32 protein-coding genes are annotated in these 18,687 nt (G+C 59.3%); 30 read left to right on the top strand and 2 right to left on the bottom strand.

Translation table 11 applies throughout. The features are described from left to right. Positions 1 to 8 precede the first annotated feature (8 nt). Both QM712_RS18560 and QM712_RS18555 read right to left on the bottom strand, forming a co-directional pair. Positions 9 to 1,232: an AAA family ATPase gene (locus QM712_RS18560; RefSeq protein WP_415024579.1), complete on the bottom strand. Its 1,224-nt coding sequence runs from the start codon at positions 1,230 to 1,232 to the stop codon at positions 9 to 11. A 3-nt stretch (positions 1,233 to 1,235) separates the two neighbouring features. Beyond that, positions 1,236 to 2,024 carry a PD-(D/E)XK nuclease family protein gene (locus tag QM712_RS18555; RefSeq protein ID WP_415024578.1) on the bottom strand — a complete coding sequence of 263 codons (789 nt, stop codon included), beginning with the start codon at positions 2,022 to 2,024 and terminating at the stop codon, positions 1,236 to 1,238. A 176-nt stretch (positions 2,025 to 2,200) separates the two neighbouring features. Here QM712_RS18555 and QM712_RS18550 point away from each other — a divergent pair, with 176 nt between their 5' ends. The 30 genes from QM712_RS18550 to QM712_RS18405 all read left to right on the top strand — a co-directional run bounded on the left by QM712_RS18550 (position 2,201) and on the right by QM712_RS18405 (position 18,660). Further along, complete coding sequence (locus tag QM712_RS18550; RefSeq protein ID WP_415024577.1) at positions 2,201 to 2,416, top strand: hypothetical protein; 216 nt, start codon at positions 2,201 to 2,203, stop codon at positions 2,414 to 2,416. Then, positions 2,413 to 3,894, top strand: coding sequence for a DEAD/DEAH box helicase (locus QM712_RS18545; protein ID WP_415024576.1), 1,482 nt, complete (start codon positions 2,413 to 2,415; stop codon positions 3,892 to 3,894). Before QM712_RS18550 ends, QM712_RS18545 begins: the two co-directional genes overlap by 4 nt. 36 nt (positions 3,895 to 3,930) lie before the next feature. Continuing rightward, complete coding sequence (locus QM712_RS18540) at positions 3,931 to 4,263, top strand: hypothetical protein (protein WP_415024575.1); 333 nt, start codon at positions 3,931 to 3,933, stop codon at positions 4,261 to 4,263. Between the two features lie 10 nt (positions 4,264 to 4,273). Beyond that, on the top strand, positions 4,274 to 4,711 hold the full coding sequence (locus tag QM712_RS18535; protein ID WP_415024574.1) for a hypothetical protein: 438 nt from the start codon (positions 4,274 to 4,276) through the stop codon (positions 4,709 to 4,711). Positions 4,712 to 4,726: 15 nt separating this feature from the next. Beyond that, a complete protein-coding gene (locus QM712_RS18530) occupies positions 4,727 to 5,509 on the top strand; it encodes a hypothetical protein (RefSeq protein ID WP_415024573.1) in 783 nt (260 codons plus the stop codon). Positions 5,510 to 5,520: 11 nt separating this feature from the next. Further along, on the top strand, positions 5,521 to 8,262 hold the full coding sequence (locus QM712_RS18525) for a CHC2 zinc finger domain-containing protein (RefSeq protein WP_415024572.1): 2,742 nt from the start codon (positions 5,521 to 5,523) through the stop codon (positions 8,260 to 8,262). 92 nt (positions 8,263 to 8,354) lie between these two features. Next, positions 8,355 to 8,573 carry a hypothetical protein gene (locus QM712_RS18520; protein WP_415024571.1) on the top strand — a complete coding sequence of 73 codons (219 nt, stop codon included), beginning with the start codon at positions 8,355 to 8,357 and terminating at the stop codon, positions 8,571 to 8,573. A 660-nt stretch (positions 8,574 to 9,233) separates the two neighbouring features. Next, complete coding sequence (locus QM712_RS18515) at positions 9,234 to 9,515, top strand: hypothetical protein (RefSeq protein WP_415024570.1); 282 nt, start codon at positions 9,234 to 9,236, stop codon at positions 9,513 to 9,515. 33 nt (positions 9,516 to 9,548) lie between these two features. After that, positions 9,549 to 10,505, top strand: coding sequence for a ParB/RepB/Spo0J family partition protein (locus tag QM712_RS18510; RefSeq protein ID WP_415024569.1), 957 nt, complete (start codon positions 9,549 to 9,551; stop codon positions 10,503 to 10,505). A gap of 20 nt (positions 10,506 to 10,525) precedes the next feature. Continuing rightward, positions 10,526 to 10,699 carry a hypothetical protein gene (locus QM712_RS18505; RefSeq protein ID WP_415024568.1) on the top strand — a complete coding sequence of 58 codons (174 nt, stop codon included), beginning with the start codon at positions 10,526 to 10,528 and terminating at the stop codon, positions 10,697 to 10,699. 27 nt (positions 10,700 to 10,726) lie between these two features. Next, a complete protein-coding gene (locus QM712_RS18500; protein ID WP_415024567.1) occupies positions 10,727 to 11,008 on the top strand; it encodes a hypothetical protein in 282 nt (93 codons plus the stop codon). Positions 11,009 to 11,011: 3 nt separating this feature from the next. Next, on the top strand, positions 11,012 to 11,209 hold the full coding sequence (locus QM712_RS18495) for a hypothetical protein (protein WP_415024566.1): 198 nt from the start codon (positions 11,012 to 11,014) through the stop codon (positions 11,207 to 11,209). Next, a complete protein-coding gene (locus tag QM712_RS18490; protein WP_415024565.1) occupies positions 11,206 to 11,577 on the top strand; it encodes a hypothetical protein in 372 nt (123 codons plus the stop codon). Before QM712_RS18495 ends, QM712_RS18490 begins: the two co-directional genes overlap by 4 nt. A gap of 220 nt (positions 11,578 to 11,797) precedes the next feature. Then, positions 11,798 to 12,001, top strand: coding sequence for a hypothetical protein (locus tag QM712_RS18485; RefSeq protein WP_415024564.1), 204 nt, complete (start codon positions 11,798 to 11,800; stop codon positions 11,999 to 12,001). Beyond that, positions 11,998 to 12,870, top strand: a complete 873-nt coding sequence (locus tag QM712_RS18480) for a hypothetical protein (RefSeq protein ID WP_415024563.1) — start codon at positions 11,998 to 12,000, stop codon at positions 12,868 to 12,870. The genes QM712_RS18485 and QM712_RS18480 overlap by 4 nt, the downstream gene beginning before the upstream one ends. Next, on the top strand, positions 12,867 to 13,223 hold the full coding sequence (locus tag QM712_RS18475) for a hypothetical protein (protein WP_415024562.1): 357 nt from the start codon (positions 12,867 to 12,869) through the stop codon (positions 13,221 to 13,223). The genes QM712_RS18480 and QM712_RS18475 overlap by 4 nt, the downstream gene beginning before the upstream one ends. Positions 13,224 to 13,424: 201 nt before the next feature. Next, positions 13,425 to 13,691, top strand: a complete 267-nt coding sequence (locus QM712_RS18470) for a hypothetical protein (protein ID WP_415024561.1) — start codon at positions 13,425 to 13,427, stop codon at positions 13,689 to 13,691. Between the two features lie 43 nt (positions 13,692 to 13,734). After that, entirely contained in the window at positions 13,735 to 13,941 is a 207-nt protein-coding gene (locus QM712_RS18465) for a hypothetical protein (RefSeq protein ID WP_415024560.1), read from the top strand. Between the two features lie 164 nt (positions 13,942 to 14,105). Continuing rightward, complete coding sequence (locus QM712_RS18460) at positions 14,106 to 14,420, top strand: hypothetical protein (RefSeq protein ID WP_415024559.1); 315 nt, start codon at positions 14,106 to 14,108, stop codon at positions 14,418 to 14,420. Next, positions 14,417 to 14,629, top strand: a complete 213-nt coding sequence (locus QM712_RS18455; protein ID WP_415024558.1) for a hypothetical protein — start codon at positions 14,417 to 14,419, stop codon at positions 14,627 to 14,629. The genes QM712_RS18460 and QM712_RS18455 overlap by 4 nt, the downstream gene beginning before the upstream one ends. Beyond that, a complete protein-coding gene (locus tag QM712_RS18450; protein WP_415024557.1) occupies positions 14,626 to 14,817 on the top strand; it encodes a hypothetical protein in 192 nt (63 codons plus the stop codon). The genes QM712_RS18455 and QM712_RS18450 overlap by 4 nt, the downstream gene beginning before the upstream one ends. 30 nt (positions 14,818 to 14,847) lie before the next feature. Continuing rightward, positions 14,848 to 15,363 (top strand): hypothetical protein, encoded by a 516-nt coding sequence (locus QM712_RS18445; RefSeq protein WP_415024556.1) that lies wholly within the window; start codon positions 14,848 to 14,850, stop codon positions 15,361 to 15,363. Between the two features lie 9 nt (positions 15,364 to 15,372). After that, on the top strand, positions 15,373 to 15,891 hold the full coding sequence (locus QM712_RS18440; RefSeq protein WP_415024555.1) for a hypothetical protein: 519 nt from the start codon (positions 15,373 to 15,375) through the stop codon (positions 15,889 to 15,891). A gap of 100 nt (positions 15,892 to 15,991) precedes the next feature. Beyond that, positions 15,992 to 16,528 (top strand): Nmad5 family putative nucleotide modification protein, encoded by a 537-nt coding sequence (locus QM712_RS18435; protein ID WP_415024554.1) that lies wholly within the window; start codon positions 15,992 to 15,994, stop codon positions 16,526 to 16,528. Beyond that, a complete protein-coding gene (locus tag QM712_RS18430) occupies positions 16,525 to 16,794 on the top strand; it encodes a hypothetical protein (RefSeq protein ID WP_415024553.1) in 270 nt (89 codons plus the stop codon). The genes QM712_RS18435 and QM712_RS18430 overlap by 4 nt, the downstream gene beginning before the upstream one ends. Before the next feature lie 27 nt (positions 16,795 to 16,821). Further along, entirely contained in the window at positions 16,822 to 17,100 is a 279-nt protein-coding gene (locus QM712_RS18425) for a hypothetical protein (RefSeq protein ID WP_415024552.1), read from the top strand. Beyond that, positions 17,097 to 17,348 carry a hypothetical protein gene (locus tag QM712_RS18420; protein ID WP_415024551.1) on the top strand — a complete coding sequence of 84 codons (252 nt, stop codon included), beginning with the start codon at positions 17,097 to 17,099 and terminating at the stop codon, positions 17,346 to 17,348. The genes QM712_RS18425 and QM712_RS18420 overlap by 4 nt, the downstream gene beginning before the upstream one ends. 52 nt (positions 17,349 to 17,400) lie before the next feature. Continuing rightward, entirely contained in the window at positions 17,401 to 17,589 is a 189-nt protein-coding gene (locus QM712_RS18415; RefSeq protein ID WP_415024550.1) for a hypothetical protein, read from the top strand. A 57-nt stretch (positions 17,590 to 17,646) separates the two neighbouring features. After that, on the top strand, positions 17,647 to 18,072 hold the full coding sequence (locus tag QM712_RS18410; protein ID WP_415024549.1) for a hypothetical protein: 426 nt from the start codon (positions 17,647 to 17,649) through the stop codon (positions 18,070 to 18,072). A 282-nt stretch (positions 18,073 to 18,354) separates the two neighbouring features. After that, positions 18,355 to 18,660: a hypothetical protein gene (locus QM712_RS18405; protein ID WP_415024548.1), complete on the top strand. Its 306-nt coding sequence runs from the start codon at positions 18,355 to 18,357 to the stop codon at positions 18,658 to 18,660. The last annotated feature ends 27 nt before the right edge of the window (positions 18,661 to 18,687 follow it).

Here is an 18,687-nt window from a genome sequence, read left to right as displayed (position 1 = left end):
TTATGGCCTTAAAAGACTTCGACGGACTTGCGGGCGGCCTGAGCGGCGGGCTTGGCGTCTTCCTTCGGCTGCTCTTCCGCTTTTTTCTCCGGTGCTTTGCGCGGTTGACGTTGCTTCGAAGCTTCCGGCTTGTCTTGCAGAGCGGCCATCTCGCCGGCTTGTTCTGCGGCCCGCTGAGCGGCTTCCGGGTCTTCTGGCGTCTTGGTATCGCCGATATCGTTTGCGGCGCTGTGCGCGTGATCCTGCTGGCCCTGCGACGCATCCGGTTCGGCCAGCGAAGCGAGCGAGGAATCTTCGGCGGCCTTGGCGGCTTCGGCGCGCTGCTTGTCGAATTCTTGCGCCGAGTTCTTGAGCGTTTCGTAGAATTTGTCGCCGAGCGATTTGCGAACGCCTGTCGGCGTCTTGTCCCAACACTCGGCGATGTGAGTAAGGCCCTGTTCAGCGTTCGACAGAAGACGATTGCGCCAGGATTCCACCTTGGCATCGAGCTGTCCCGCGCCATCGAGCCATGATCGAAGCGCGAAGCCTTCCTTGAACCCGACATACCGCGCATCCGTTTGGAAGATGTGCGCGAGCGCGGCGGGGCACTTGAGAATGTCGCGGCGCGTGCCCTGATCGTGAACCATCATGCTCACAGTCATTTCGAACATCACGTTTTTTTCCGTGATGGGCTGCAAGCCGAGGTCAACGTAAACGGTCTTTTCTTTGCCGTTGACCATCTGCTTTTCGGGCTTCGCTTTCTCGCGAGCGCGGAAGCACATCACGATATCCATATCGCATTGAAGCGCGGCATTCATGAATCGCTTGTGCTCGGACTTGGCCTTGTTCCAATTCGGCATACGCGGGTCGCCTGCGGTCGCGATTTCTTCCGCGCCGCCCTGGCCTTCCCATTCGTGCGAAGCGCTGTCGATGATGAGCACGCGCACGCCGGCCGCCTGGAATTCGTGTATCGCGTCGATGTAACGTTGCGGCGAGAACGGCGGGTAAAGGTCGCCAATCAAGAACGGCACATCAGTACGGCCGTCGCCGTCAATCTGCTGGTAAACGTCGGAATACAGGCTCCCGCGCCGGTTCTCCGTGTCGATAAATCCGACCTTGCTGGCATCGCCGCCCGCCAGGCCGAGCGCAACAAGCAACGCGGTATGCGTCTTGCCACTGCCGGATACGCCGGCCACGCCGATAACAACGCGCGCGCCTTCGCGGCGGGCCTGGCGAATTTGTAGAACAGACATCGTTTATTCCTCAGAGGTAGGTAAGGGCATGTCGCAAAATTTCGTGCCGTGCGCGGGGCAGTATCGCCGCGTGCAGACCATCGACATGGGGTTAGCGGCGAACGACCAAGGATCGCCGGTACTGCGGAAGCGCGATAGGTCGCGCTTGATGAACTGGATTGTTGCGTGCGCGGCACGCTCGCACGTGCTCACGCTGAACTGTTGCGTTTCAACACCTGGCTGCGGCTGCGTTTTCGGCGCACGCGGGAGCCAATCTATCAGCGCCTCGCTGACGTTCACCTTGTTGGATTTCAACAACAGCGAATATGCGCCAAGCTGCGCTTGATACGGTCGCGCCAGGGCGCCAGATTTCAAATCGCGGAGCTGTCGCGGGCGCGTCACAAGATCAAGCGTGCCAGTCAGCTCGAAGCCGTCGCCGGCATCAACGCGCATCGGGTATTCGATCAACGCCGGTTCAACCTGGCGCGCCAAGTCCGCATAGGACGCTACAAGCCGGCGTATCTGAAAGTGCGCCGTCGCAACGTTTGGCGTCGTTTCATCCCACGTCGCGCCGTCGCGGATGTTGTCTGCGAACTGGCTTACGGCGAATTCCGTTGCTTCGTCTTCGCCGAGCACTTCGCCCGTGTCTTTTTTTTCTTGCAGCAGCATTGCTGCGCCTGAGTGAACTGACGTGCCGAGCGCCGCGCCTACGGCCGGTTCAAGCTCGTTCAGCTCATAGCCTGCCGCTACGATTTCCGTTCGGTACTGCTTGGCCGCAGCGCGGCGCGCACAATCCGAATAGGAAGGCAGCATGCTGCATCGAATATTCGTGCTCATGATGTGTAGTAAAGTCCAAGTGTTCAAAGTATAGCGCAAATCTTCCCGAGTGTTCGCGCAGATTACCGCGTTGACTAGTTGCGATAAAACACGGTTAGCCCTTAGAATTCAGTCTTGAAAGCGTGAACTATCTTTGACGGACGGGAATAACCGTGAATTTGTATGACGACTTGAGAAGTAAAGTGGATGCCGCTGGCTTCCCGATGACGACCGTATGCGACCGCGCTGGCGTGTCGTCCGGCACGCCTTCGCATTGGGGCGCAGGCCGCGTTACGCCGAATCAATCGACCTATGATCGCCTGATGACTGCGCTTGCTGAGCTGATCGCCGAGCGCAACGCGAGCATGAAAGCGGCGGGCTTGGTGTGAGCGCCGCCGCAATCAGTTTGCGGCCCTATCAACTGAATGCAGTGGAGCAGCTTCGCGCATCTTACCGCGCGGGGAATCGTGCGCCCTTGTTTCAGTTGGCGACGGGCGGCGGCAAAACCTACGTGTTTTGCTACGTGGCGAACGGCGCGGCGGCGTTGGGCAATCGCTCGCTCATTCTGGTGCATCGCAAAGAGCTGTTGACGCAGGCCAGCATGTCGCTTGCGAAGATCGGTTTGCGGCATTCCATCGTCGCGCCGGACAAGGCGATACGCGAGTGCATGAGCAACCATGTTGAAGAGCTATCGCGGCCCTTCGTGGACATGAATGCGCCTGTTGGCGTGGCTTCGGTCGATACGCTGATAAACCGGCTCGGCTCTATCCGTTCGCCGTTCCTGATCATCCCTGACGAATCGCACCATGCCGTACCCGGCAACAAGTGGGGCAAGGTGATATCCGCCTTCCCTGATGCGCGAATCCTTGGTGTGACTGCGACGCCAACACGCAGCGACGGGCGCGGCCTGGGTAAGTCTGCGGGCGGTTTCTTCGATGACATGATTTGCGGCCCGCAAATGCGCGAGCTGATCGGCCTTGGCGCGTTGCTACAGCCGACAGTGTTTGCGCCGCCGATGGTGGCGAACCTGCAAGGCGTGAGCAAGCAGGCCGGCGATTACGCTGTGGGCGAGCTGGCCGAGCGGATGGATAAGCCGTCCATCACGGGCGATGCCGTGAAGCACTACGCGCGCATTTGCCCCGGCGTGCCTGCCATCGCGTTCTGTGTGTCTGTCGCGCATGCGCAACACGTCGCCGAGCAATTCAAGGCGGCGGGTTTCGACTTCCGCTACATCGACGGCAAGATGGACGGCAACGAACGGCGCATGCTGATACGCTCGCTGGCTCGCGGCAAAATTCACGGCCTGACGAGCTGCGACCTGATAAGCGAGGGCACGGATATTCCCGTGGTCGGCTGCGGCATCCTGCTGCGTCCAACAATGTCGCTTGTCGTGTACCTGCAACAAGTCGGCCGAATCCTTCGCCCTTCGCCTGGTCAAGATCGCGCGTTCATTCTTGATCACGTCGGCAACTGCATGATTCACGGCCTGCCGGAAGCGGATCGCGAATGGACGCTTGAGGGGCGAAAGAAAAAGACCAAGAAAGCCGGCGACGCCGAACCAGTGCTTGCGCTCACATCTTGCCCTAAGTGCTATGCTGCCCATGCTCCCGCGCCGAGCTGCCCGCAATGCGGCCACGTCTACGAAAACCGAGGCCGACAGATTGAAGAGCAAGACGGCGAATTGCAGGAAGTCACGGGCGCGCTCGCTGCCGAGCTGCGCAAGGTTCGCCGGCAAGAGGAAGGCCGCGCATCCACCTACGACGACTTCGTGAAGCTCGGCCGCGAGCGCGGCTACAACAATCCCGAAGGATGGGCGCGTATCCGCGTGAAGGCACGTCGCCAGCGCGACCAATCCCTATCTTTTTAACCCGCCGCACAGAGCGCATAACGGAGCAATCAAATCATGGCAGTTACGAAAATCTACGACTTGGCAGTAAAGGTAGGCGAGTACAAGAACACCGCCGGGGAAATGAAACCGAAGTACGTAAACATCGGCGCAGAAATGCAGCGCGATGACGGCGGCAAATTCCTGATGCTTGATGCGTGGTTCAATCCAGCCGCCATTCCGCGCAAGGAAGGCCAAACGAGCATCCTGATTTCGAAGTTTGAGCCGCGCGACAATCAAGGCGGTTCGGCCGAGCGCCCGCAACGCCAGACGCAGAGCAATCCGCCGCCTCGCCGCCAAGAGACGCAGCAGCAGACCGCGCAGGACGCCGGGGATGATATCCCGTTCTGAGACGCGCACCATGAAAGAGTCGAATCTACATCGCCTTATCCTGCGCGACGTGTGCGACGCCGATACGCGGCTATTCCGAAATCACGTCGGGTACGGCCTGGTGATCCGGCACAAGAACCCGGCCGTGCGTGAACGCATCATGTCGGCGTGCATCGAAATGGCGGAACGTATGGGCGGCTCAGGCGAGCGTATGCGCTTCGGCCTGGCCCCGGACTCTGCCGATCTGATCGGCGCGCATCGCGAGCTTGTCACGCCTCAATGGTGCGACAGGATGGCCGGCAAAGTCGTTGCCGTGTTTTGCTCTATCGAGGTCAAGACGGCAACGGGTCGGCCAGGTGACGGGCAAGTGAATTGGGACGGCTTTATGCGTGGCTTCGGCGCGCGTTCTGGCTTCGCGCGATCCGTCGAGGAAGCGCGGGACATCATCAAGAATACGAAGCAGGGTTAGCCCCCTGACACAATCATGAAAATGACTGCGATATTCCTTTGCGACCTGACTGGCATCATGGCTGAGCCGTGGCTTAAGGCCGGCTACGACGTGATACTTGTTGACCCGCAACACGACGTTTTTTCGGAAACTGTCTATCGCGGCGAGAATGAAACGCCGTCCGTTCGTATCTGCTACCCGTTGACCGTGTTGGATGCGGTGAAGAAACTGCAAAGCGTCATCGCGTCCGGTTCGGTTTGCTTTGTTGCCGGCTTCCCTGTGTGTACGGACGTGGCAGTATCCGGTACTCGCCATTGGGAATCCAAGCGCAAGGCCGATCCGTATTTCCAAGCAAAGGCGGCTTTGTTGGCCGAGCAGTGCCGCATGATTGGCGAGCTGTCTGGCGCGCCCTGGTTCTTTGAAAATCCCGTGAGCGCCTTTTCTGGAATATTCGGCAAACCAGACTACACTTTTGATCCTTGCGAGTATGGCGGCTATCTGCCGGCCAACGACTCGCACCCTATCTATCCCGAATATTTCCCGCCTCAAGATGCGTACAAGAAAAAGACGTGCCTTTGGACCGGGGGGGGATTCATCATGCCTGAGCGCCGCGCTGTGCCGCCTGCTGAGTCCGAAGGCCAAGGCGGTAGCGAATCGCATAACCGCTTGGGCGGCAAGTCGGATCGCACGAAGAATATTCGAAGCGCGACCCCACGTGGATTTTCGCAAGCTGCTTTCGAGGCGAACGCGCCGCATCTTCGCGCCGCCAATGACAACGTTCCGCCGCCGCATCCTGCGAACGACAACACGAAGGCATAAGCCTAGATATTATGGCAATCGACGTAGACACACTATTAGACAGCGTTGATATCGCCGACATCGTTGGCCGATACATCAAGCTTGACCGGGGCGGAAGCGCGAACGAATACACGGCGCTTTGTCCATTCCATTCGGAAAAATCCGCGTCGTTCACGGTCAACACAGCGAAAGGCTTTTACCATTGCTTCGGCTGCGGCGCGCACGGCGATGCAATTCGTTTTGTGCGTGAGATAACCGGAGCAGGCTTCAAAGAGGCGTGCGAGCGCATATCAAACGGCTATGTCCCGCAGGCGTCAGAAATTCGCCCGCGTGAGCACAAGCCGGAAAAGGAAGAGGCGAAGGAATGGCAGGCCATCATGCCCATTCCCGAAGATGTGCCGCCCCTTCCGCGCACGCATAGCGCCAAGAAAAAGGGCGAATGGGTGTCGTGCGATTGGGCTGGCGACTACGCCTATCACGATCAATCCGGCGCGCTGCTTGGCTATGTGCAGCGCTACGAATACGAACAGGACGGCAACCGCGCCAAAGAGTACGTACCGCACCTATGGTGCCGCAACGCCGTGACGGGCGAATGCGATTGGCGCAAGACCGCGTTCCCGAAGCCGCGCCCGCTGTACAACCTGCATCGCCTGGCGGCCAGTCCTGACGCTATCGTGATTGTTTGCGAGGGCGAGAAAAAGGCGGATGCCGTTATGCGGATGCTGCCCGAATTCGTCGGCGTGTCGTGGTCGGGCGGCTCCAACGCAATCAAGCATATGGCCTGGCAGGCGCTGAGCGGCCGCAAGGTTCTTTTGTGGCCTGACGCCGACGACGTTGGCATGCAGGCGGTTGACGGCGGAGCAGACAAGCACGGCGTGCGCAAGCCTGGCGTTGCCGAGCTGCTGGATGATATCGCCCTGGCCGTCAAAATCGTTGTGCCGCCCGAAGGCGTGCCGCAAGGGTGGGACTTGGCCGACGCCGAATCGGAAGGCTGGGACGGCGATAGGGTGATTGAACACATCAACGCCTTTGCCCGCCTGCCGTCGCACAAGACACAAGCGCCGCCGCCCGCGCCTATCGATCACGACGAACCGCCGCAGCACGACGACGGCTACCACGGCGAACCGGAAGACCTTTCGCACGATGACGGCGAACAGCTCCCGTATCGCGCGCTCGGCTATGATCACGGCCGCTATTTCTACCTAGCAGGCCGCGCCGCTCAGGTGATCGAGCTTAGCGCCGGATCGCACACAAAGCTGAACATGATGAGCATCGCGCCTTGGCATTTCTGGAAGCGCGAGTATCACGCCAAGAAAGAATCCGAGGGGGCCGATTGGGAAATGGCCGCCAACGCGCTCATGCGACAGTGTGAAGACGCTGGCGTGTACGACGCCGAGAAAGTGCGCGGCCGTGGCGCGTGGTGGGATGGCGACCGCGCCTTGCTGCACCTGGGCGGCGCGCTGATCGTTGATGGCGAGCGCGTGCCGCTCACACATCCCGGCATCAAGAATATCTATGAAGCCGCGCCGCCGCTGCATATGGATATCAGCAACGGCCTTACGAACCGCGACGCGGCCGAGCTTGTGAGCCTGTGCCGCATGCTGCAATGGGAAAAACCGATATCCGCGACGTTGCTGGCCGGATGGATATTCCTTGCGCCCATCTGCGGCGCGCTTGGCTGGCGGCCGCATATCTGGATCACGGGCGGCGCTGGCACGGGCAAGACCTGGGTGCAAAGCGAAATCGTTGCGCGCATCCTTGGAAATACGGCCATCCTGCCGCAGAGCAACACGACCGAGGCAGGCATACGACAATTGCTTGGCATCGACGCGCGGCCCGTGGTGTTCGATGAGGCGGAAAGCCAAGACATGCGCGCCGCAGAGCGCATACAGGGCATCATGTTTTTGGCGCGTCAGGCCAGCAGCGAAAGCGGTGGGGCCATCATCAAGGGCACGACGGGCGGCAAGGCCATGATGTTTCGCGTCCGATCGATGTTCGCGTTTTCGAGTATCGGCGTTGGCGTGCAGCAGTACGCGGACCAAACGCGCGTAACGGTACTTGGCATGCAGGTTGACGAAGCTAAGTCGCGGGACCAGCGCGCCGCCGAATTCGTGCAGATTGAGCGCCGCGCAGTCGAGTTGCTGACGCCGGAGTATTGCGCCGGCATGCGCGCCCGTGCAGTGAACATGATTGGCGCTGTTCGTGCCAACGCCAAGACGTTCGCGACGGCCGGCGCAGAGGTAATCGGTACGCAACGGCTTGGCGACCAAATCGGAACGCTGCTGGCGGGCGCATACGCGCTGCACAGCAACGGCCTTATCTCGCCTGAGCAGGCCCGCGAGTGGATCGCGAAACAGGATTGGAGCGAGGAAACGGCGCTGACCGAATCCAAGGACGAAGCTGCATGCCTGGCGCGCATCTTGGAACACACTGTGCGCGTTCAGGGCGATATGGGCCACACGTCCGAGCGCAGCATAGGCGAGCTGATATCGCGGGCGCTGCGCCAAGGCTACGACGGCGACATAGGCCGAGGCGCGGCCGAAGAAACGCTATTGCGTATCGGCGTGAAAATCGACGGCCAAGGATTCAAGGTCGCGAACACGCATAGCGCCTTGGAAAAGATACTTGCCGGCACGCCGTGGGCGGGTAAGCAGCACGGCCGCATCCTCAAGCGTCTGTCTGGCGCGAAGGTTCACGAAACGGAGCGCTATGGCTCAGGCGGCACGCATCGCGGCGTGTGGCTTCCTGCATCGTCTGTGCTCGATAGAGCGTAACTATCGAGCCGATTGGAAAATACAATGATGCTCCGCCGTCCGGTTATTTGCGTTTTCCGTATAATCTCCACATCGACAACCGAGGCCGAAATATGAAGCGCTCCGAATGGTACGCAAAACATCACGGCGGCGGCTGGCGCAAGGCACGCACGCAAAAGCGTTGTGACATGCGCCGCTATGGCCTGCGCTGCATGTGCAGTATCGAGCCAGGGCAACAGTTTTTCGATACGAACGCCCGCAACCACTATTCGAAGTGCGGAACGTGCAAGATTAACCTTTGCGCCGCGTGCGCTGGCGAGGAATTGAAGTGAGCCGCTTTTACCGACAAGACGCAAGCCGAGCATTCGATAAACGATTTCTCGAAGCGCAGCACAGGCAACAGCGCGCACGCCGTCAAGTGCGCGTCATGTGGTGGGCTATCGCCGCCGTATTGACTGTGTTTTATGGATGGCTGGCGGTCTTTCTGGCCCCGCATGTGTTCTGAGCGATGGCCCGCTATCACTGCCGTTGCCGTTCATGCGAAACGCGCTGCGTGCTGCCGAAGCATCCAGACGAATACGCACGGCAACCGAAGTGCCCGCGCGAATCCTGCGAGCGACGTTCCTGGCGGCCTGATGCATGGATGAACAAGCGCGATACGGGCCTGACGGGACAAGGCTGCGATTGCTCCGGCTATTGGTTCAGGCATCGGCGGGGCAGCAAATATTGCTGGCATCGTGCAGACGGCACAGCGCGCATGCCAGGGGACGCGGATTTTAACGACCGCGATTTGTCAGACGAAGATATCGCAGCACTCGCTGAGGAAGGGGTGGCGAATGAGCTTCCTTAGCTGGCTGTACACGGGCGCGAAGATCGCAAACGACGTGAACGCCGTTCGGAAAAACAAGATAGGTCGGCGCATTGCGCGCCGTGTCGCCGGCAAGATTACGGGCCGGCTGTTTCGCAAGTTGTTCGGATAACAAGGAAAGGACGTGAACAAAGAAAACATTCAGGAAATGCACGACATCATCGACAATCTAACCAAGGTGCGCGGCGCGACATTCGCTCATGCGGTTGCCATCGCCGTTCAAGTCAAGGGTTTGATGGGCATGATAGCAACGGCTGAAATGAGCGAAGAGCATCGAGGGCACATGGCGGAATCTGCGGCAAACCTTTGCGCCGCTGCGCTGTCTGCGATCACGTTTGCAAACGGTATCGACCCGGAAGACCTTACGGCATGGGCGGATCGCGTTGTGGCCTGCGCCGGCAAGTAATCATCCATCGACCGACGACGAAAGGAAAAGGAAATGACGGCATCATTCAAGAGTATGCAGCGTGACGGCGTAGTGAAGCGCGCCGACGCTCGCCGCATGCGATGGGAAGACTTGCACATCGAGCCGGGGTTTAACCCGGAAGGCCGAACCGATGTTGACAGCGAGGATAATCAGTCTCTGCTCAATCACATCATGAACGGCGGCATGCTGCCTGCCCTGGAAGTGCGACCGCGTGAAGATGGCGGCGCGTGGATCGTGGAGGGACATCGCCGATGGACGATGATAGGCGTTGCCGACAAGGCCGGCGCTCCGCTGCGCGACAGGGACGGGGAATTGTGGATTGATATCGTGCCTTTCGAGGGCAACGACATCGAGCGGCATTACCGCGTCGTCACAAGCGCCGAACGTCTTGAGCTGACGCCGTTGCAGCTCGCCGAGCAGTTCGCCAAGCTGTCGCGTTTCAAGCAGACGGCGAGCGACATTGCGGAACGGCTAAAGCCGAAGCGCACGCGCCAGCACGTCGAACGCCTGTTGATCCTGGCGAGCGGAAATCACGACGTGAAAGAGCTGGTGAAATCCGGCGCTGTGTCGGCCGAGGTCGCGATAGACGCGATTCGCAAGCACGGCGAGCAAGCCGGCGAATTCTTGTCGGCCAAGCACGTCGAGGCCAAGGCGCAGGGCAAGAGCAAGGTTACGGCCGGCGTCGTGAATGGAAAGGCGCTTCCTAAGAAAGTCGTGCAGAGCATCGTTGAAGAGCTGGATGTTTTCATGGGCGCTCTGCCGAACAGCGCCCGCGAACGCCTGGCGAGCATCGAAGATGCCGTAAAGCGTGGCGACTTGCCGGAAGGCCAGGAAGTGAGCGTGCCGGCGTCGGCGCTGCTGTCCCTGGTGGCCGAGTTTTCGAACGTCACGGCGGCCCGTGAAAAGCAGCAACAGCGCCAGCGTGATCGGGCGGCGAAGGCAGCTCAGCAAGAGATTGCGGGGGCGTGATGGCACAAGATCGCGAGCCTATGAAGCGTTCGAAGTATTCCGACGCGGACGAAATGAGCTTGCCGGACGGAAAGACGTGCGGCGACTGTTATCACTTCCGCCGCTGCAATCTGATCTTCGGCCATATCGCAGGCGATGAGGTATGCGATTGGTCGCCATCGCGTTTTATCGCCGTGAAAACCGAGGCCGCCTAAGCGGCCACATCACAAGAGGAAAGGAAAGTGCGCACACGAAAACAAGACGCCAAGGCGTTCGAAGCAATGGAAGAGTGGAACGCCAAGTATCCGCCTGGCACGGCGGTTGATCTGAAATTGCCTGACGGCAGTATCATGCGGACCAACACGAACGGTTATTCGGGCGTGACGATGCAGGGGCAAGCCGTCATCTGGCTGGAAGGCATTCGCGGGCAACATCTGCTGTCCAACTGCACGCCGGTTATCCGTACCTGCATCGGGTGCGGCAACAAGGTGCATCCGGGTGAAGTGCCGGCTTGCGGGCATTGAGCCATGGCCTGGACGCCTGAGCAAACTCGCGTCTACATCGCGGCTCAAGCGCTGTCGGGTATGCTTGCGTCCAATGGTGCGGATTGGGACATAGGGGCCGACAAACTGCACACGGCGTGCGAGGCAGTACAGTACGCCGATGCGATGATGAAAGCTCTTTCCCTTCCGCCTGGTGAAGTGCGGATGGCGGACATTAAATGAAAACGAAAGCCTTAGACCTGATGGGCGGTTTTCACGCGGGGCCGCTGTTCATCATCCAGAAACAGCGACCGCGCGTGCGACCGAAGGGAAAGGAAGGCATCGTGCATCGCGCGCAGATAAAGCGCCGGACGCCGCCATGGGCAGACATGCGGGCTATCCGCGCCATCTACGCCGAGGCGCGCAGGTTGACCAAGGAAACCGGCGAGCTGCACGTAGTTGACCATATCGTGCCGATGTGCGGTCGCACTGTGTCGGGCCTGCATGTGCCTTGGAATCTGCGCGTGATTCACTGGCGCGAGAACAGTCGCAAAGGCGCGTGGTACTGGCCCGATATGCCGTTTGAACAACTGGAATTGCTGTGCGCGTAAGCGCAAAGGGAATCGACGTGGCATCGAAGCGAGGATTACGCCGCAAGCAATGCGACGGCAAGATACGGCACGTGACGGCGGCGGATGGGTTTGTGGCTATGCGTGCGCTGCATCGAGCAAAAGGTTTCAGCGGATTTATGAACGTGTACCGCTGTGCGTTCTGCAACGGTTTTCACATCGGCCACGCAAGCAATGCGCAAAAGCGTGCGATGGGGCGAAGATGAGGCGCGTTCTTTTCTTGCTCGCCGTGGCCGCATCCGCCGCGCCGCTGGCCGCCTATATCTGGCTTTGGCACGCCGCGATCCAGCATCGCGACAAGTGGGAAGCTGCGCGGCATTGCGTGGTGATTGAACACAAACCCGGATGGCCGAAGCAAGGCCGATTTCGCTGCGATGGCGGCGTGGAATTTTGGAGAATGCTTTGAACGATAACGCCGATGATAAATGGATTGAAGAGCTGGAAGCGCTCGCGTTTCGATACGGCGGCGCTCGCGCTGATGCTGCCCACGCTTTGCAGCTCGGCGATAAGCACTATGAGCGGGAAGCGAACCGCGCGCGAGCCATCTTCGGCGAGCTGATGCAACACGTTCGCCAACGTCCTGCCGTCAGCGAGGCGGCCTTGCCTTCCTGCAAGAATGAGCCGCCGCCTATGCCTGCCGTGGCGATTCCTATGGGCATGGTGCGATGGCGTAATGGCGAACCGTTCGTGGCCTTGAACAAGAACGGAAAAAAGCTGGAAGCCGGAACGATGCTCTACGCCGCCCCGCCTGAGAAGCAAACTTCACATTCCGAGGGAGAAGCCGGCGGGGATCTGAAGTCGACTTTGCGCGGCGAGATACAGCAGCTGGCGCAGATGGCCGACGCCGCGATGAATCAAAGCGCCGGAGACATGCGCAACATCATGGAAGACATTGCCGAAGCGCTGACGCGGATTTCCGGCGTTCTCTTCGGCCTAAGCGTCCCGCATTCCTTGACGGTTGCGCAGGGCGATGCGCGGTCGTTGCTGATGGAGGCGATCCAGTGCATGGAGGATCGCGGCATAGATGATTGCGATTGGGTTGCCAGCGCCTATGCCTGGCTGGCGAAGTTTCCCAGCGCCGGAGAACTGGCGCAGGGCGATGAGCGGCCGGCGTTTGAGGCTTGGGCGCAAGAGCCGATCCGGGCTGAAAAGCTTCCGCTAGAACAACATCCGAACGGCGCATACAAGGACCATCGCAGCTATACAGCGTGGTATGGCTGGCAAGCACGCGCCTACCTTTCGCGGCAACACGGCGGGGGCGATATCCAGCCGTGAAATACCAGCCGTCAAACCGAACACTGATCGATGGCCGCATTGTTCTGGACAACAGCGAGGAATGGCGCATGGAATGCTACGTGCGTCATATCGCATTGCTCGATAGCGTGGATCAATCCTTGTTCGTGGAAAAGGTAGGCCGCATGCACGGCTACGACACATCGGGAAGGCTGCACAAGGCCGCGCTTGCCATGCTGAACCACATGCACGACGAAGCGCACATGGTCGCCGAGCTGACCACGCAGGAAGCCAGGCGCGAAGCCTTGGCGGCCATCAAGGCGCGAGGTAGTGACGTACACGCGCAACACGTTGAAGCAATCGCCCGCAAAATATTCGCCGCGCGATTACAATAGCATTACACCTGGCGTCGAGCCGCCGCGTGTCTCCTCCGTTGTAATTTGGGGCCGCCTGCATAGGCGGTCTTTTTTATGCGCATCGATAGCGTGCGACTATCGGGCCGATTGATAAATACAATGGACGGAGGATGCGCAAATAATTGCGCGATGCGTATAATTCATTCCATCGACAACGCAGCACGACACGGGGTGGATGAAATGGAATTTCTCAAGGGCGCGAAGTACAAGGTTCTTGGCACGTCGGATTACCCTGTGTGCGATCACTGCGGCAAAACCAATCTGACCCGCGCCATCGGCCTGGAAAACGAAAGCGGCGAGACTGCCAGCGTTGGCGTTATCTGCGCGTCCAAACTGCTGCGTCAGAACTACATGGGCACGACGCACAAGATTTCCTCTGATGCTGTTCTGTCCATCGGCCGCCGCGTCAAGCGTGAGAACGATACGGCTTATTTGACCGCCGCCTAACAACCCCGCCCCGGTTCGCTGGGGAAGCACTGAGGAAAGAACCATGCAAACCACTATCGACAAGATCAAGGCTGCGCACACTGCCGCAATGCTGGCCATCCACGAAGCCGATCGCGAATTTGGCGATCACGCGGAAGGGGCGGTTCTGATGGTGCGGCTTCAGGAAGCTGGAAAGTGCCTACACGAAGCCGAGAACCTTGCAGTGCGCGTCAAATCGCGCCGTGATCTTAAGAACGAACTCGCCGCTTAACGGCCCTGACCATTGCCTCGCTTGCGGGGCAGTTACAGGCGCTGTTGCCGACCACCAAGGAAAGACCATGACAACCGCCATCATCATCTATGCGGCCCTGCTGGCGGGCTGCATCGTCTTCGGCGCGGAAGTCGCGCGCCAATATCTAAAATCAGGGAAAGGACATGACTAAAAGCGCATATAGCAACGGCGGATGCGAACGTTGGAACAGCGAAAGGCATGGCGGTGGCGGCATCGTTCGAATTATCGCTCACGGCTTCGATGAACCAAACTCCGACAAAATCGCAGACGCGATGATTGATGACGCGCGGACGCTGATCGGCGTTGAGCCGCCGAAGCCGTGGCCGCGTGAGCTTGGCGCGCCTGAGCCTATCGACTTCGACAGTTGGGGCGAGTGCGGAAAGGTTGTTGCGTTCGGCCTGCTTGGCATCGCCGTTTTGGTGCTGGCGCTGTTCGTTTTGTGGGACTTGGCGGCGTGAAGAAATACGACCCGACCAAGACGCGGCAGAACGCCAAAGACGTAAACGCAGCCGGCGAAACCGTGTACGTGATCCTGCGCTATCCGCACTACATGTACACGATTTGCAGCGCTACAGAAATGCGCTTGCACCGACATTCGGTAGCCTGGCGGCTGTTGAATGCACGGGCGGCTATGCGGCGACTGCTGGCGCAAAAGGATTCAACGTGAGCGCCAAAGGATTCAAGTGCAGGACGTGCGGAAAGCATCATCTGTTCAGCGCTTACGTATATGCGCACGCTGATATCGAGCTGGTGCATACCTGCGACAACTGCGGGGCTAAGCATTGGGTGTTGCGCTATCGCGCTGAACTGATCAAGGCCGGCAAGAAACCCGAAGCCGTGACGGAATCGCGGTAACTGTGCGCGTGAGCGCGAAGAGGAAAGGACGTGAAATATTCACAAGAAATCCATAGTCTCACAAGAATTGCAGATGGCGAAAACAATTCGACTCTAACGATTCGTGGCTCTGATCGAGCCATAACCGAAGCGCGGACGCTAATTATGGTCGGCCGCGTTGATGTTTCCCCGTATGCAGTGCGCATCCCGTTCGATCTGGAAGCGGCAAAGCGTGGCGATGCGCTAGTTACGCGGGATGGACGAAAGGCGCGGTTTATCGCGCATACCCCAGAAGCTCGCGAGCCCTCGCGCGTCGTAGCTTTTGTCGAGGGTGCCCCGAACATAACCACTTATGCGGAAAATGGCCGGTACTGCACTATCGACCATACGCATGATTTGTTTATGGCTCCGAAGCCGAAGCGCACGATATACGTGAACCTGTATAGCGACGGCACGTACCATCGTCACGAAGTCGAGCAGGCCGCGATAGACGGCGCGACAAACTGCCTTGGCAGCATCGCAGCCAACACCATCGCGGTAGCCGTTCCTATCGAAATCGACGCCTAACACGACACTATGAACGCTCTATTCTGGCGGCTGCTTGCCCGCATCGTCTGCAAGCAACGGGTGTTTGACTGGATGGTGAAACGCGGCGAGCGCGCGCCGTACAGGCACATCACAGGCCAGGGCACGGACGAAATCTATATGTATCGGTACTGGCTGTTCAATCCGTATCCACACAGCCGGACTGATCGCGACGCGCGTTCGTGGTGGCGCAAGTTGCTTCCGTCCGTTCGACTGCATCGCATCATGCGTGAAGACCAAGACCGGGATTTGCATGATCATCCGTGGAACGCGCGAACGATCATCTTGCGGGGCTTTTATGTCGAAAGGCGAGAGCAATTCCCGAGCATCATTGTTCGCATGGTCGGCAGTACATCAACGTTGAAGTACGGCGAATATCATCGAATTGCGTATGTAAGCGGTGGCGGCGTGTGGACGCTGTTTTTTACCTGGCGTCTGCGCGGGGAATGGGGATTCAAGGTCAACGGCGTGAAAATCCCCTGGCGTGAGTACCTGGGCATAAAGGAATAACGGCGGGAAACCGCAAACCATTTCGCCGCCGACGCGGCATCATCAAGGAAGGGAAATGCGACTGACAAAAGAGTTTCGCTAAGAGCTGATAGGCAAGGCGTTGAAACACGCTTTCGACGCGCGGGAAAAGGCGCACAAGGAAGCCACGACGGCGCTTGCTGATGCGGTGTATCAGCATGAATATGCGCAGGCGGGCAAGATCGCGGATAAGCTTCCGCAAGGCTGGTGCGAAAGCGGCAGTGACATTTTCATTGACGCGGCGGGCTTTAGCTACAGAAGCCGTCAAGATGGAAAGATGTATAACGGCATCCGCATGTCGAGTTCGCGCCGGATGCCGCGCTATCAAAGCAGCCATCCGGTAAAGATCGGCGGCGCGCATGCCCTGAACGATCAAGCGCAAGCCGTGGCGGAAGAATACGCCGCCATCAACCGCGACAAAGACGTGTTGCGGGCGAAGCTGCGTGCGCTGGTGTACTCGGTAACAACGTTGCCGAAGCTGCTGGAAGCCTGGCCCGATTGCAAGCGATTCTTGCCGGCAAGCGCTCCGAAGCCGACGACGGCGCTTGTCCCTGTCGAGCTGGTGCCGGAGCTGAATGCGGCGCTTGGCATCAAGCCGAAGACGCGGAAAACGGCGTGAAAAACCTAACCATCATCGACCATCCGCCAGGCATGCGGAAAAATCCCGCGCTGCACGACATCTATAAGCAGCGGATAGCCGATGGCAAAACCGTTCTTGTCCTGAGCAGCACGCATCGCGATACGACGGCGGCGCGCGTGGTGATCATCGGCGGTCATGCTGATGTGGTGTTGATCGATAATGAGGCGATGGCGCTTGAGAACGTGCAGGCCCTGGCAAGCGAATTTCCAGATGTTGAATTTGTGGCGTCTATGATGCCGTTCTAACCGCCGTGAAGGGCACAGGATATCGATGTGAGAAACAGCAGAATTTCGGCAATTGCGATAGCGGCAACGCTGGCGGGTGGCGTTGTTATTCCGGCCGGTGGTGCAGCGACGGCGGAAGCCGTACAGACCACGCAGGCACAACCGAAGGTGCGCAGCGAATCTCCCCGTGTGGAACGAAAGCGCAAGCGTCAACGCCTGTTCGGCGGCTTCGGCCCCGTGATGCTGTACGGCCGCAGCGTGAAGACGGGGCGCACGGTTGCGCAGGACAAGCGCGAAGCGCGGAAGCGCCGGAACAAGCGAAAATGAGCAACATCACGATTCTTAGCGGGCACGGGAAGTCGAAGCGCCTTCGACTGATCGTCAGCGAGTGCGAAAAGAGCGGCAAGAGAGTATGCGTCATCGAGTCGCCGATTTCTCATATTGCTGCGATGGCTAAGATAAGGGCCGAGCTTCCCGCCGTTGTCGTAATGGATGACGCCGGCACAATCGCCGTGAATATTCTGCGGCACATCGCAGTCACGCTCCCGAGCGTTCAATTTTTCATAGCGCAATAGATTCCGCAGTACCGCCGCCTGTCGGGTACGGGCAATCTTTCAAGGAAAGAGCATGAATCAATGGGAATTCAGTTTGGGTGAAGATGTGCACCTGTCCATGTCGAGCGAGCGCGGCCAGGTGATCGGCCGAGCCGAGTACAGCGACCTGCCGGCGTCGTATTACGTGCGCTACGTGGCCGCCGATGGCCGCCAGTGCGAAAGCTGGTTCAACGCGAGCGCTTTGGTTTCGGCCACCATCTAATCCGACTTGCAGTACCGCAGCCGGGTCGGATACCCGGCATCCGACAAAGGAAAGGACGTGGATAAACCTACTCATGATGCCGTGATGAACAGCGGCGCATATCAAGCCAACATCAATTCGGCGACGATGTACCTTGTTGCGGCCTGCCATGGCATGTCCCGCGAGGCCGGATGGTGGCATACCATCGGCGGCGAACCCATCGACCCGCATTCGCCCCGCGTGATCCCCGAAAAGCTCATGCTCTGCGTTACCGAGCTGAGCGAAGCGATGGAAGGGCATCGCAAGAATCTGAACGACGACAAGTTGCCCCATCGCAAAATGTTCGAAGTCGAATTGGCGGACGCCGTTATCCGCGTGCTCGACCTGGCCGGCGCGTGCGGCTTGGACCTTGGCGGGGCCATCGTTGAAAAGCTGCAATTCAACGCAGTGCGCGAGGATCACAAGCCGGAGAACCGCGCCAAGGAAGGCGGGAAGGCGTATTGATCATGGGCACTCTGATATGGCGACTGCGCTGCATGCGCTGTTTCATGAGACGTGCCGGCCTAAGTGTTCGGCTGGCGTGGCAACTGGCGTGCGACGCCGACGCCGAATCCCGCGAGGACTACACGCCGGATGAATGGGCAGACGAAGAGCTGTCTTGTTGGGGAGATTGAGCGCGCCCGCAAATACCCACGTTTCTGACAGCGGCACGAAATCATGAAGCCGTAAAATTCGATTCGAAGACCGCGCCGGCCGGAAGCCGGCTTTTTTCTATTGGACGACATCATGGACGACACGACGAACACCAGCACTACCGAGGCGGATGGCGACCGCCCGAAGCAAAACCCGAGCACTCCCGAAGGCCAGGACGCAGGCGCGCCCGTTATCGGCGGCGTGCCAGACGCCAAAGGCCCCATCCAGCCCGAGAACAGCGAAGGCAAGATGGACGGCACGCCCACGGGCACGGCGGAAAGCATTGCGCATCCCGCCGAAACGTGGCTGCAAAAGCTGGAAGACAAATTGCAGCACATCGCCGAAGAGCTGCGCGAGGAATTCGCCGAGCTGATCGCCAAGGCCCGCGCCGCGCTGTAATACAGCGTTGCCGAGCGTTGCACTTGT

Origin of the sequence: Bradyrhizobium sp. (assembly GCF_047605465.1) — a bacterium.
Taxonomy (GTDB): domain Bacteria; phylum Pseudomonadota; class Alphaproteobacteria; order Rhizobiales; family Xanthobacteraceae; genus Bradyrhizobium.
This window is presented reverse-complemented; position numbering and strand designations above follow the sequence as displayed.